This is a genomic window from Streptomyces sp. NBC_00690 (genome assembly GCF_036226685.1).
GTDB lineage: Bacteria > Actinomycetota > Actinomycetes > Streptomycetales > Streptomycetaceae > Streptomyces.
In genome coordinates, this window is sequence record NZ_CP109009.1 from 3,591,131 (window position 1) to 3,603,904 (window position 12,774).

Here is a 12,774-nt window from a genome sequence, read left to right on the forward strand (position 1 = left end):
ACAGCAACGGCTGACGGCTACTGAATCACTGGTCACTGAATCACCGGTCATGGCTTTGAGGGGTCCGGCAGACGCCGGGCCCTTCTTTCCATGCCCGCGAGCCATCGAGGGGCAAGCCATCGCACGGCCGTGGCATCGATCACGCCCAATACCAACGGAAGCCGACGGAAGCCGATAAGCCACGCACCGAACCCGCAACACCCCAAAAACGGGTATGTGGTGCACGAATCTTATGGAATTCATTCAACTTTCGATCAAACTCGGCGAAAAATGAAAGTTCTCTCATCTGGGGCCACCACATAGCGTAGCCTCCCGGTCACCGCCGCCGTACATCTGTGCGCGGAACACCTGCGCGGGAAAGGAGGGAGTCCACGTGCCCGGAATAGACGAGTGCCTGCTCGAAGCCATGCTGGTGCCAGGCGCACGCGGCGCCTCCGTCGTGGACTGGGCCACTGGATTGGCCCTCGGCAGCGTGGGAGAAGCGGCCGGCGGCGACCACGAGAGCAATGCTGCGGAGACCAGCGAACTGGCCCGACTCAGCACGGAGTTCGCGGCGTTCGCCGCGACCACGCCCGTACCGGAGCCGACAGAGGGCGAGCATCCGGCGGAGGACGAGGCGACGGTAGTCCCCCTCCCTCGGGCCGCGGCGGACGACGGTCCGCTGGTCGAGGACCTCATCCTCACCACCCGTACCGGCTACCACATGGTGCGATTCGTGGACACGGCCTTCGACAGCACCGTCTGCCTCCACCTCTGGCTCGATCGCGACCTCGGCAATCTCGCCCTGGCCCGCATACGCATGCGCGACCTGGCCGAACGGCTGGTACTCGGATGAACAACCGGCTCTCGGTCGTCTCCCCCATGCTCCGACGACTCACCGACGAGCGCGCCACCGGAGTGTTGATCCGGGACCACGGGGCGCTCTACCTCGTCGACGGCCAGGTGGTCCATGCCGAAGCCGCCGCCGCCCCCGGACTCGACGTCATCACCGCCGCCAGCGGCCGGCTGCGCCCCGACCACTGGGACGACGCCATAGCCGCCGCGGGCGCCAGGTGCCAGGTCGCCCGCCAACTCGTCGACAGTGGGGCCATCACCGCCGGCGAACTGGAGATCTGCCATCTCGGCACCCTCTTCGACGCGGCCTTCTTCACCCTCGCCACCCGCAGCGGGGCAACCCGGTTCCGATACGGGGTCACCCACTGGTTGGGCCCGGTGCGGCCGGTGTCGCCCGGTGCGGTCGAGCGCGAATCGATGCGTCGCGTACGGCTGTTGAACTCCATCTGGCCCCATCCCGAGGTGGACACCGCACCCGTACGGCGACGCCCGCACCGCGGACGAGCCATCAGCCCCCACCGCCGCGCACTCCTGGAACTGGCCGACGGGGTACACACACCGCCGACCATCGCCCGGGAGTTGGGGCGACCCGCCTTCAACACCCTGGTCGAAGTGCGCAGACTCGCCGCCGAAGGCTTGATCGACGCAACGGCCGGCGTACCAGGAGCAGGGGCCCAGACATCGTCGGACGACGGGACGCAGCAACAAGAGCAGGCGCACGAACCGCCCACCGCCCCGGACAGCGCCCTGCTCCGCCGCATCCGTGAAGCGCTGGACGTCCCGGCGAGTTCGCCGGCCGCCCGCCAGGCCCCTCGTCGTACCTCATGAGGCGCGCCACCCGGCTACGTGCCGAAAGGAGACAGCTGATGACGACCGAGGCCGATGTCCTCGCCGAACTGCGGCGCCTTCGGGTCCGGATGCCTCAGCTGACGGCAGCGCTGGCGGCCAGTACGGATGGTGTGGTGCTGGCATCGGACACCGGCCATGCGCCGGAGGAGTCCAAGGAGCACGCGGACCGACTGGCGTCGTTGACCGTCTCCGTCCTTGGTGCGGCCTCGCACCTCGGCGCGGTCAGTGGCCGAGGCGGCTTCCGCGAACTCTTGATCCGTGGCGAACTCGGTTACACCGGGATCTACGGAGCCGGCCCTTCGGCAGTGCTCGCCCTGCTGGCCGGTCCTCGGATCAATGTCGGCCGGCTCCATCTGGAGGCGCGGCGCTCCGGTGCCCGCATCGGCGATCTGGTCGACGACGCCCTCGGCGCACTCGAACGGCCGGAGGCCACCTGACCGATCCCATCAACCGGTCCCACAGGCCGATCAGCACCAAGGGCGCGCGTCGCACGGTTCGAGCCGTCGACGGATCACCGCCCTGCACCACCAGCAGTAGCAGTGAAAATCGGAAGGAAGCACACAGCTCATGGCCAACACCGAAGCCGCCCTCAAGGAAGCGACCACCGTCATCGAAGGCGCTCTGGGCGCCGCCCTCGTCGACTACACCAGCGGAATGGCGCTGGGGACGATAGGCGGCGGCAAGGACCTCGACCTCCAGGTGGCCGCGGCGGGCAACACCGATGTGGTGCGCGCCAAGGTCCGCACGATGGAGCAGTTGGGTCTCAAGGACGGCATCGAGGACATCCTGATCACCCTGGGCACCCAGTACCACTTGATCCGGCTGCTGCGAGGGCGGGGGACCGACGGTCTCTTCCTGTATCTGGCGCTCGACAAGAACCGCTCCAACCTGGCGATGGCGCGTCACCAGCTGAAGAAGATCGAGAGCGAGTTGGAGATCTGATCGGCCCCGCAGGCGTCCGGCCGAAGGGGCCCTCATCGCAGGATGCCCCCCGGCCGTGTCTGATGGCTTCCGTCCGGCGCCGATCTCCATGGCGCCCGGCGCTCAGTCACGCCCGGCGCGGTTCGTCAGACGCCCTTCGTCAGACGCGCTAGCGGCGTCGCGCCCCACCGGGCGCGGCGTCCCCGGCGGCGATGCCCGTCGTGCGGAAGCCCTTGACCCGCTTGCTCAGCGGTCCGGCGTCCGCCCAGTCGGTACGCAGCCACAGCAGCTTCTGTGCGTCCTGTTCGCGCCGGCCGAGCCAGAGCGCCTTCATCCACAGTCCTGCGCCCGCGCCGGCGAGCAACAGACCGCCGGCAGCCGGCAGCGCGAAGGAGCTGACGATGGCGGCGACCACCGCCGCCGCCCAGTACCACCGGTGTGCGCGACGCCAGTTGCGTAGGGTCACCCGACGGTCCTGGAGGATGTCGGTGCGGCCCGCGCGGGTGGCGGATTCGGCGAAGTGGGCATAGCGACCGCGGCGCAGCAGGGCCGTGACGGCTGCCGCGATCAGAAAGAGGGCGGCCCCGGACAGGACGCCGATGCGCCGTCCCGTCAGTCCGGGCAGGAGCACCCCGATACCCGCGGCGATCAGTCCCGACCACCACAGGGGCGCTGCCCCCGCCCGTACGACCACGGCGACCCTTGCCAGCGACTGCGCCCCGCGCCCCACTTCCGTACTCCGTCCGTCGATCCTGTTGCTACTCGTTGCCGTTGCTCGGTGCTGCTGTTGTTGCTCAGTGCTGCTGTTGTTGCTCGGTGCTGCTGTTGTTTGCCCATCGCCAGGCTGCCGTCACGCGCCGGGATCATGGGCGACCGGCTCGGTGTCGTGCGGCGGCTGTGCCGCGGAGATTAGCGACGATTTCTGAGTGCCGTCTGAGAATCCGCGCACGGCCGATCACTCCGCGAAGAGTCCTCGGGCCGCCGCCCGGGCGTCGAAGTCCTCCAACCGGGCCTGCGCATCGGGCAGTGCGTCGCACATCGCCTCCAGCAGCACCCTGCCGAGCAGCATCGGGGCGCAGGCCGTGTCGAAGGAGAAGCCCGTGCCGACCGCCGCCGGGATGAGCAGATCGCTGTGTTCGGCGACCGGGGCGAACGCGGAGTCGGCGACCGTGACCACCGTCAGCCCACGGGAGCGTGCGTACGCCAGCGCCTCCACGACCTCCTTGGGGTGGCGGGGCAGTGCGAAGCAGAGCAGGACCTCCGCGCCCGCACGCAGTGAGGAGTCGATGCGGTCGGCGAGGAGACTGCCGGCCTGGTCCAGCAGGCGCACGTCCGGGTGGACCTTGCTCGCGAAGTAGGCGAACCCGTGGGCCTGAGCGGAGGCCGCGCGCAGTCCGAGGACGGGCAGTGGCCGGGATGCGGCGAGGAGTCTGCCGGCGCGTTCGACGGGCGTCGGGTCGGCGAGCAGTTCGGAGAGTTGGCGCAGGTTCTCGATCTCGGCTTGCACGGCCTGCTGGTACTCGTTCGGTGCGCCATCGGCCGTGGTGGTGGCCGGTCGCCCGGGTGGGGTGATCTCGCGCAGGTGCCGGCGCAGTGCCGGGTAGCCGTCGAAGCCGAGGGCGACCGCGAAGCGGGTGACGGACGGCTGGCTGACGCCGGCGAGTTCGGCGAGTTCCACACTGGAGAGGAACGGCACGTCGGCCGCCCTGCGCACCATGTGGTGGGCGATGCGCCGCTGGGTGGGGGTGAGTCGATGCCCCTCGAACAGCTCTTGCAGCCGGGTGGCGGGGGTGTCGCTCATGCCGTCCTCTTCGTCGCGCCTGTCATCGCCTCTGCACTCCTTGGGTCCGTCGTCGTCTGCTGGTGGTCGGGGAGCCGGACCCTGACGGTCCCATCATCGGTCAGGGCGGCACGCCACGGCCTGGATCCGGTCGCTCCGGATCCTCGGGGCGCGAAACAGTGGGGATAGCCCCACTGACGTGAGCGGTCCGTCCCCGTAGCGTGACGAGGTATGGACGCCCGTGACCCTGAGCTCAAGAAGGAGCTCGACGCCACCTTGCACGCCCGCCGCGAACTCGGCGAAGACTATGACTCCGCCCTCGTCGAATCGTTTCTGGAGAAGGTCGAGCAAAGCCTCGACGGCACGGTGGACCGTCGAGTGCGACGTCAGCTCGCCGAGCAGCAGATGTCGGTGGCGCGCGGGGCCCGCCCGCCCCAGCAGCCGGCCGACCCCAATTTCGGGGAGCGGTTCGGCTACGGCATCATCACCATGATCCTGGCGGTGCCGCTGTCCGCGATCGGTGTGGTGAACGCCGGTCTGCCCGGGCTGATCGTGACGTGGACCGGCATCGTGGGAGTGAACTTCGTCCATGCGTCGGGGGGCTTCTCCTGGTCGCGCAAGCGCCGCGCGAAGGAGGAGGGGCACTCCGAGTGGGAGGAGTGAGCCCCGAGCTCCCGGAGGTCGTGCCTCCCCTTGATGGACGCCGGTACGACTGACACGGGGACCGCCGCACCCCCAGCCGCCGGCCGGGGGGCGGGATCGGCGATCCCCGTGGGGGACACGGGCCTGGTGAGGGCCGGACCCGCGTCCACGACGCCGTCGAGCCGGGAGCCGCTCCGGATCCACGACGCCGTTCGTGAGCCACCACTGTGCAGGACGGGTGTTAAGCGGATGCTGCCTGGATGTGACGCCCGTGTGCCGATCGTGCGACCCCGTACCCGCGGCGCAGGAACCACCTTTGACGTCGCCCTGCGCTCCGGGGGTACGGGGTCGGCCCCCGCGAAGAGCGTTAGTTTCCGCCGCCGGCGAGGAACGCCAGCAGGTCCTGGCGGCTCACCACGCCCTTGGGCTTGCCCTCCACCAGCACGATCGCGGCGTCCGCCGCATGCGTGGTGTCGCTGAGCACGCTCATCAGGTCGGCGACCGGCTCACCCGATCCGACCTGCGGCAGGGGGGCACTCATGTGCTTCTCCAGCGAGTCGCTCAGCGTGGCGCGCTCGGTGTAGAGGGCTCCGAGGAGTTCACGTTCCACCACCGAACCGATGACCTCGGCGGCCATCACATCGGGGTGGCCGGCGCCGGGCTTCACGATCGGCATCTGGGACACGCCGTACTCGCGCAGCACCTCGATCGCGTCGCCCACGGTCTCCTCCGGGTGCATGTGCACCAGGCTGGGGATCTTGCCCCCTTCCTTGTGGCGCAGCACGTCGCCGACGGATGCGGAGGGACCAGAGCCCTCCAGGAAGCCGTAGTCGGCCATCCACTCGTCGTTGAAGATCTTGCTGAGGTAGCCGCGTCCGCTGTCGGGGAGCAGGACGACCACCACGTCGTCCGGTCCGAGGCGCTCGGCGACCCGCAGGGCGGCCACGACCGCCATGCCGCAGGAGCCGCCGACCAGGAGGCCCTCTTCCTTCGCGAGGCGGCGGGTCATCTGGAAGGAGTCCTTGTCGGACACGGCGACGATCTCGTCGGTCACCGTCCGGTCGTAGGCGGTGGGCCAGAAGTCCTCACCGACGCCCTCGACCAGGTAGGGGCGACCGGAACCACCGCTGTAGACGGAGCCCTCCGGGTCGGCGCCGATCACCGCGACGGCGCCGTCGCTGACGTCCTTGAGGTAGCGACCGGTGCCGGAGATCGTGCCGCCCGTGCCGACGCCCGCGACGAAATGGGTGATCTTTCCGTCGGTCTGATCCCATAGCTCGGGACCGGTCGTCTCATAGTGCGAACGGGGGTTGTTGGGGTTCGAGTACTGGTCGGGCTTCCAGGCACCCGGGGTCTCCTGGACCAGCCGGTCGGAGACGTTGTAGTACGAGTCGGGATGCTCCGGGTCGACGGCGGTGGGGCAGACGACGACCTCTGCGCCGTACGCCCGCAGCACATTGATCTTGTCCGTGGAGACCTTGTCCGGGCAGACGAAGATGCACTTGTACCCCTTCTGCTGGGCCACGATCGCCAGCCCCACACCGGTGTTGCCGCTGGTCGGCTCCACGATGGTGCCCCCGGGCAGCAGCGCCCCGCTCTCCTCCGCCGCCTCGATCATGCGCACGGCGATGCGGTCCTTCACCGAGCCGCCTGGGTTGAAGTACTCGACCTTGGCCAGGACCGTCGCCTGAATGCCCTCGGTCACGCTGTTGAGCTTCACCAAAGGGGTATTGCCGACAAGACTGATCATCGAGTGGTGAATGCGCACAATGTTTCTCCGGGATCTCCGTAGTGAATGCGGCCAGAGTAAGCGGACCGGTGCGGGATTGGGCGATGGCGACTACGGGGCAGTTAGCTCATAACCGACGAGTAGCTCCCAGCGTCGGAGGGCGAGGAGAGGAGGTCCGGACGGTGTCGAGGGCAAGAGTGGCACGGCGCATCGCAGCAGGCGCCGCCTACGGCGGCGGAAGCATCGGCCTGCTCGGAGTGGCGACCATGGGCGTGGTGGTCGCAGAGGTGCAGTTGGCGAAACGCACGGTCGGAGGGGGTACGGCTCCCGTTCCGCCCCGCGGCGACGGACTCTACGGGCTGGCCTTCGGGCGCACGAACCCGATGCTCCTGGGGCTGCTGGGCGACTCCACGGCAGCAGGCCAGGGGGTGCGCAGAGCCAGCCAGACTCCGGGAGCGCTGCTGGCCTCGGGGCTCGCGGCGGTCGCGGAACGGCCGGTCGAAGTGTGCAACGTCGCACAGCCCGGGGCGCGGTCGGACGATCTGGAACGACAGGTCACCGCCCTGCTGGCGGACACCTCCAGACAGCCGGACGTCTGCGTGATCATGATCGGTGCGAATGACGTCACCCACCGGATCCCGGCCACTGAATCAGTGCGCCACCTGGCCTCCGCGGTGCGCAGACTGCGTACGTCCGGAGCCGAAGTGGTGGTGGGCACCTGCCCCGACCTGGGCACCATCGAACCGGTGTACCAGCCGCTGCGCTGGCTGGCCCGCAGGGCATCCAGGCAACTCGCGGCGGCCCAGACGATCGTGACGGTGGAGCAGGGTGGACGGACGGTCTCGCTGGGGGATCTGCTGGGGCCGGAGTTCGCGGCCAATCCACGGGAGATGTTCGGCGCCGACAACTACCACCCCTCCGCCGAGGGATATGCGACGGCGGCGATGGCGATGCTGCCGACCGTCTGTGCGGCGCTCGGGGTCTGGCCCGAGTCGGACCGGCCGGATGCCCGTCGGGACGAGGGGATGCTCCCGGTGGCGAAGGCCGCGGCGGAGGCGGCGAAGGAGGCCGGTACCGAGGTCACGGGGGCCCGCGCGCCCTGGGCACTGCTCAAGCACCGCAGGAGGCGGCGGCTGCCAGAGCCCCCTTCCACCCCGGACGCGGCCGAGCCGTCACCGACGGAGGCGACGCACCGCTAGTCCGTGCCTGGTGGCAGACGGCTAGCCCGCGCCCGGGGCCAGGGCGAGCACGTCTCCAGGCAGCGGGGCCAGGCAGGGCGGGGGAAGGGGCGGTGCACCAGGCCGCCCCTTCCCCCTTTCCCTCCCCCGCCCCGAAGCGAGCGCTCGCTTAGAATTGAGGTGACGATCACACGCCGGCATGCGTGACCCCCACCACTACCTCCAGGTAACTTCCGACGGAACCCTCCCCCAGCCTCTGGAGCCCTCGATGCCCGAAGCCGTCATCGTTTCCGCCGCCCGCTCCCCCATCGGCAGGGCCTTCAAGGGCTCCCTCAAGGACCTGCGGGCCGACGACCTGACCGCGACGATCATCGCGGCGGCCCTTGCCAAGGTGCCGGAGCTGGATCCGAGGGACATCGACGACCTGATGCTCGGCTGCGGTCTCCCCGGCGGCGAGCAGGGGCACAACCTCGGTCGGATCGTGGCCGTACAGATGGGGATGGACCATCTGCCCGGGTGCACGATCACCCGCTACTGCTCATCGTCGCTCCAGACCTCCCGCATGGCCTTCCACGCCATCAAGGCCGGTGAGGGGGACGTCTTCATCTCGGCCGGGGTCGAGATGGTCTCCCGATTCGCCAAGGGCTCGTCCGACGGTCTGCCCGACACCCGCAACCCCCTCTTCGAGCAGGCCCAGGCCCGTACCGCCAGGACTGCGGAGGGCGGGGGCGAGAGCTGGCACGACCCGCGTGAGGACGGCCTGCTTCCCGACGCGTACATCGCCATGGGCCAGACCGCCGAGAACCTCGCCCAACTCAAGAACGTCACCCGCCAGGACATGGACGAGTTCGGCGTCCGCTCGCAGAACCTGGCCGAGGCGGCCATCGCCGCGGGGTTCTGGGAGCGGGAGATCACCCCCGTCACCACCCCGGACGGCACGGTCGTCAGCCAGGACGACGGCCCCCGCGCCGGAGTGACCCTGGAGGGCGTCGCCGGGCTGAAGCCGGTGTTCCGCCCCGACGGACTCATCACCGCCGGCAACTGCTGCCCGCTCAACGACGGCGCCGCCGCCCTGGTGATCATGAGTGACACCAAGGCGAGCGAGCTGGGTCTGACCCCGCTCGCCCGGATCGTCTCCACCGGAGTCTCCGGGCTCTCGCCGGAGATCATGGGGTACGGGCCGGTCGAGGCGTCGCGACAGGCCCTCGCCCGCGCCGGGATGACCGTGGACGACATCGACCTCGTCGAGATCAACGAAGCGTTCGCGGCCCAGGTGATCCCCTCGTACCGGGATCTGGGCATCGACATCGAGAAGCTGAACGTCAACGGCGGCGCGATCGCGGTCGGCCACCCCTACGGCATGACCGGTGCCCGGATCACCGCCACGCTGATCAACAGCCTCCAGTTCCACGACAAGCAGTTCGCGCTGGAGACCATGTGCGTCGGCGGCGGCCAGGGCATGGCCATGGTCATCGAGCGGCTCAGCTGACGACGAGGGACCACACCGAGCGGCGGCGCTTCAGCAGGGCGATACGCACCTGCGCCGAAGTCGCCGCCCTCGGCCCGAGCCACTGATCGATGGCTTGATCGCCACCGCGTGCCACCGTCATGGCACCCAGGGCCAAGTCGTGACCGAAACTGCCCCAGGATGTGACCTACGCCCTGCGGCGCCTATATATCCGCAGGTCAAACCTGTTCGGCAGTAAACACCGGGCCAAAAGACCTGTCCAGTTTGTGACGTAATGCACTGACAGTTTGGCCAAGCCCATCGCAAGCTGAGGTAGGAAGTCGGGGGTGTCGACGAATACGGGAGTACGTCAGTGAGCGCCATGTCTATTGCCCTGCTGCTGACCACGGCCGCCGCAACGGTCGTGGGTGCCGCTGCCCTGCACGCCGCCCACGGGCTTCGCCGGCAGGTCACGGCCCTGCGCACCGAGCTGTCCGACCTCCATCGCGTCGGTGCTGAGCACCCGATCGCGGTCGTGCCCCAGGCACGTGCGACCCCTGTCGCAGAGATCCGGGCAGCGGTCGCCGAAGCCCTCGCCGAGGAGCGTGAACGGGAGCTGGCGGAGGCCCGCGCCTTCTGGGCCGCCCAGGAGTCCCGCGATGCCGCCGACGCGCCCGCCCTCGCGGGCGACGCTCCCGCGGCCCTGGCGAGCGGTCTGGGAGCACCCGGAGACGAGTTGCCGTACTACGTCCCCCGACAGAGCGACTTCATCGGTCTGGAGGCCCTCGACCTGGAGGCGATCGAGGCCGTTCAGGACGATCTGGTGGACTTCGCCGACCTCCCCGAGGTGACCGAGTTCGCGGAGGACTCGCCCGAGCTGGCCGCCGCCCGCCGCCGTCACCCCTCCCACCCCGACTTCGTGCCCGTCCAATCGCCGATGGTCACCGACCACGAGCGGACCGTGGAGCGCCTGGAGCAGCTCGCCGCGGCCCGGACCGAGCTGGCGGACGTAAGGCCGGGGCCGCTCGGCACGCTCGACGTGTACGTCTTCACCGACGGCACGACGCTGTGCATGACTCCGGGCCACCGTGAGACCGCCGAGCGCCTCGCGACGGCCCTGCGCTCCGGTGACACGCCGATCCTGCTGGGAGGCTCCAGCGTCTCCGGGGCGTACGCCCTGACCTTCGTCTGTGGCGAGGAGAGCGTCTACATACTCGCCGACCGCGTCATAGCCTCGCTCTGACCCGCGGGAACCAGCGGGCGGGGCCCACCAACGGCCACATCTACGTAAAGGCGCGCTCCATGGCCGCCCTGACCAGAATCACGGCCTCGTCCACCTCCGCCGACCGGGGGGACGGGGCCGTTCGCAGTGCCTCGGCCAAATCCGCCGTGGCAACGAGCAGTTGATCCCCCACGGCGAAGAGCCCGACGTCGGGCATGGTTCTGGGCTGCTGCTCGGGGGCTTCGATCCGTTGGGCCCGTAGGGACAACTCCCTGGCCAGCGCAAGCGCCTCGGCCGCCGCCCCGCGTTGGAGGCGGCTCTGCGGAGCGACCCGCAGGCGGTCGGCAAATCGGTCGGCGACCGCGGTCAGCTCTGTCGTATCCAGCACACCGCGACCCTATGCGCCCGTCCCGGACTGTTGCCAATACGCGAACCCTCAGGCACGGTGTCCGAAAGGAGCACACGCGCAACGCGTCCGGAGGCGCCGATGTCCCAAGTCTTCTCCGAAGAGACACACCGCAATCTGCTCTCCCGAATCCCACAATGCACTGGTCGCGAGATCTCCGACTGGCTCCGCACCGTCGAGGAAGGCCCCTCCCTCTTCCGTTTCGAGGAGAAGGTCAGTTGGCTCCGGGGCGAACACGATCTCGCGTACGGCCACGCCAAAGCGATCATCCACGAGTACGACCTGAGGCGTGCCGCCCGCAGACTGCTGTAGCCGTCCCCCCTACTTGCCCCGACGACCCCAATTTCCCCCTCTCGACATGCGGAAGGGCCCGCAGGCAGCGCCTGCGGGCCCTTCTGTACGACGTGTCAGTCGTTGCCCTGCAGGATCGACAGGAGACGCAGCATCTCCAGGTAGATCCAGACGAGGGTCAGGGTGAGGCCGAAGGCCGCCAGCCAGGACTCCTCGCGCGGCGCACCGTAGGTGAGCCCGTCCTCGACCTGCTTGAAGTCGAGCGCGAGGAAGCAGGCACCGAGGATGACGCCGATGACACCGAACAGGATGCCCAGGCCACCGCTGCGGAAGCCGAGGCCGTCCCCGCCACCGATGAGCGCGAACAGCAGGTTCACCGCCATCAGGATGATGAAGCCCATCGCCGCGGCCATGACGAAGCCGTAGAAGCGACGGTTGACCCGGATCCAGCGCATCTTGTACGCGATGAGCACGCCCGCGAAGACGGCCATCGTGCCCAGGACGGCCTGCGGAACGACACCCGCACTGATGTAGGTGCTGACCGCGCTGGAGATGACTCCGAGGAAGACACCCTCGAACGCGGCGTAGCTCAGGATCAGCGCCGGAACCGGCTTGCTCTTGAACGCCTGGACGAGCGCCAGGACCATCGCGATCAGCGCGGCGCCGATGGCGATGCCGTACGACTTGCCGATGCTGTCCTGGTCGACTGGCAGCAGGAACCAGGAGAGGGCGGCGGTGACCACGACGGTGCCGAGCGTCATCGCGGTGCGCGAGACGACGTCGTCGATGGTCATCACATTGGAACGGGCGGGGGCCTGCTGGTCCCCACCGAGCTGGGCGTCAGCCGGTGCGTACGGGTTGGTCGCGTACGGGTTGCCGGTGCCCTGCCCGTAGGGGTTGGTCGCTACGGCGGGGCCCCCGGCCTGCGGCTGCGCGTTGAAGCCCGCATAGCCGTTGTCGCGGCTGAACCCCCGTCGCGAGAAGACCGGGTTACTGCTCCTCATCTCACTCCTCCATGGCCACCCTGCGCGGCCTTGCGTCAAGAGTAATGCGGGTGCAAAGAAAGCACCCTAATGCTCCAGGAGGATCTTTCCCGATCGTGACCCACACAACGGGCGATTCCCGACATTTCACCCTCCCTCAGGCGCAGGGAAGCCCTTACACCCATCGGGGGTGCCACGGATCACTCCGACGCCCGCCGAATCGACCCGACGGGTGACCGGCGCCGAAGGTCGAGGAGTCCTGAGCGCCACCGAAGGCAGGAAGGAGGGGAGGCGGCGAAGGAGTAAGCGGGGAGGGAGTAGATAGAAGGGAAGGGGAGAAGGAAGAGCCGCCGAGGCGGGCGCTCGATACAGGGACAGCCGGGCGGTCAGGGTCACGGGAGACGCTCACTGTCAGACCTCGGCAGTAGTTGAGATCAAGCCAACTCGCCCACCAGGACCGTCCACCACGGGGCGCTCGGGGATGCATCCTCC

General features: G+C 69.1%; 15 protein-coding genes. 9 read left to right on the forward strand and 6 right to left on the reverse strand.

All coding sequences use genetic code 11. The features are described from left to right. Positions 1 to 373 precede the first annotated feature (373 nt). The 4 genes from OID54_RS15720 (at position 374) to OID54_RS15735 (ending at position 2,625) form a co-directional block, all read left to right on the forward strand. Positions 374 to 835: a hypothetical protein gene (locus OID54_RS15720; RefSeq protein ID WP_329019966.1), complete on the forward strand. Its 462-nt coding sequence runs from the start codon at positions 374 to 376 to the stop codon at positions 833 to 835. Then, complete coding sequence (locus OID54_RS15725; RefSeq protein WP_329019968.1) at positions 832 to 1,662, forward strand: transcriptional regulator; 831 nt, start codon at positions 832 to 834, stop codon at positions 1,660 to 1,662. Before OID54_RS15720 ends, OID54_RS15725 begins: the two co-directional genes overlap by 4 nt. A 38-nt stretch (positions 1,663 to 1,700) precedes the next feature. Next, positions 1,701 to 2,120: a roadblock/LC7 domain-containing protein gene (locus tag OID54_RS15730; protein WP_329019971.1), complete on the forward strand. Its 420-nt coding sequence runs from the start codon at positions 1,701 to 1,703 to the stop codon at positions 2,118 to 2,120. 130 nt (positions 2,121 to 2,250) lie between these two features. After that, on the forward strand, positions 2,251 to 2,625 hold the full coding sequence (locus tag OID54_RS15735) for a hypothetical protein (protein WP_329019974.1): 375 nt from the start codon (positions 2,251 to 2,253) through the stop codon (positions 2,623 to 2,625). Between the two features lie 148 nt (positions 2,626 to 2,773). Here OID54_RS15735 and OID54_RS15740 read toward each other — a convergent pair whose 3' ends face one another. Continuing rightward, positions 2,774 to 3,334 carry a hypothetical protein gene (locus tag OID54_RS15740; protein ID WP_329019977.1) on the reverse strand — a complete coding sequence of 187 codons (561 nt, stop codon included), beginning with the start codon at positions 3,332 to 3,334 and terminating at the stop codon, positions 2,774 to 2,776. Between the two features lie 225 nt (positions 3,335 to 3,559). Next, entirely contained in the window at positions 3,560 to 4,405 is an 846-nt protein-coding gene (locus tag OID54_RS15745) for a MurR/RpiR family transcriptional regulator (RefSeq protein ID WP_329019980.1), read from the reverse strand. A 210-nt stretch (positions 4,406 to 4,615) separates the two neighbouring features. Between OID54_RS15745 and OID54_RS15750 the strand changes: the two genes are divergently transcribed. After that, positions 4,616 to 5,047: a hypothetical protein gene (locus OID54_RS15750; protein WP_329019985.1), complete on the forward strand. Its 432-nt coding sequence runs from the start codon at positions 4,616 to 4,618 to the stop codon at positions 5,045 to 5,047. 346 nt (positions 5,048 to 5,393) lie between these two features. On the opposite strand, the gene OID54_RS15755 is transcribed toward OID54_RS15750, so the two are convergent. Further along, positions 5,394 to 6,794, reverse strand: a complete 1,401-nt coding sequence (locus tag OID54_RS15755) for a cystathionine beta-synthase (RefSeq protein WP_329019988.1) — start codon at positions 6,792 to 6,794, stop codon at positions 5,394 to 5,396. A gap of 143 nt (positions 6,795 to 6,937) precedes the next feature. Between OID54_RS15755 and OID54_RS15760 the strand changes: the two genes are divergently transcribed. Together OID54_RS15760 and OID54_RS15765 are read left to right on the forward strand one after the other, a co-directional pair. Continuing rightward, positions 6,938 to 7,954 carry an SGNH/GDSL hydrolase family protein gene (locus OID54_RS15760; protein WP_329019991.1) on the forward strand — a complete coding sequence of 339 codons (1,017 nt, stop codon included), beginning with the start codon at positions 6,938 to 6,940 and terminating at the stop codon, positions 7,952 to 7,954. Between the two features lie 247 nt (positions 7,955 to 8,201). Further along, positions 8,202 to 9,422: an acetyl-CoA C-acetyltransferase gene (locus OID54_RS15765; RefSeq protein ID WP_329019994.1), complete on the forward strand. Its 1,221-nt coding sequence runs from the start codon at positions 8,202 to 8,204 to the stop codon at positions 9,420 to 9,422. Here OID54_RS15765 and OID54_RS15770 read toward each other — a convergent pair. After that, entirely contained in the window at positions 9,415 to 9,543 is a 129-nt protein-coding gene (locus tag OID54_RS15770) for a hypothetical protein (RefSeq protein ID WP_329019996.1), read from the reverse strand. The two genes, OID54_RS15765 and OID54_RS15770, sit on opposite strands and share 8 nt — an antisense overlap. Positions 9,544 to 9,762: 219 nt before the next feature. Between OID54_RS15770 and OID54_RS15775 the strand changes: the two genes are divergently transcribed. Beyond that, on the forward strand, positions 9,763 to 10,623 hold the full coding sequence (locus tag OID54_RS15775) for a hypothetical protein (protein ID WP_329027537.1): 861 nt from the start codon (positions 9,763 to 9,765) through the stop codon (positions 10,621 to 10,623). Between the two features lie 40 nt (positions 10,624 to 10,663). Here the strand turns inward: OID54_RS15775 and OID54_RS15780 are convergent, their stop codons facing one another. Then, complete coding sequence (locus tag OID54_RS15780; protein WP_329019999.1) at positions 10,664 to 10,990, reverse strand: hypothetical protein; 327 nt, start codon at positions 10,988 to 10,990, stop codon at positions 10,664 to 10,666. Positions 10,991 to 11,089: 99 nt separating this feature from the next. Between OID54_RS15780 and OID54_RS15785 the strand changes: the two genes are divergently transcribed. Continuing rightward, positions 11,090 to 11,320 carry a DUF4287 domain-containing protein gene (locus OID54_RS15785; RefSeq protein ID WP_329020001.1) on the forward strand — a complete coding sequence of 77 codons (231 nt, stop codon included), beginning with the start codon at positions 11,090 to 11,092 and terminating at the stop codon, positions 11,318 to 11,320. Positions 11,321 to 11,415: 95 nt separating this feature from the next. On the opposite strand, the gene OID54_RS15790 is transcribed toward OID54_RS15785, so the two are convergent. After that, complete coding sequence (locus tag OID54_RS15790; protein ID WP_329020004.1) at positions 11,416 to 12,303, reverse strand: Bax inhibitor-1/YccA family protein; 888 nt, start codon at positions 12,301 to 12,303, stop codon at positions 11,416 to 11,418. Positions 12,304 to 12,774 lie beyond the last annotated feature (471 nt).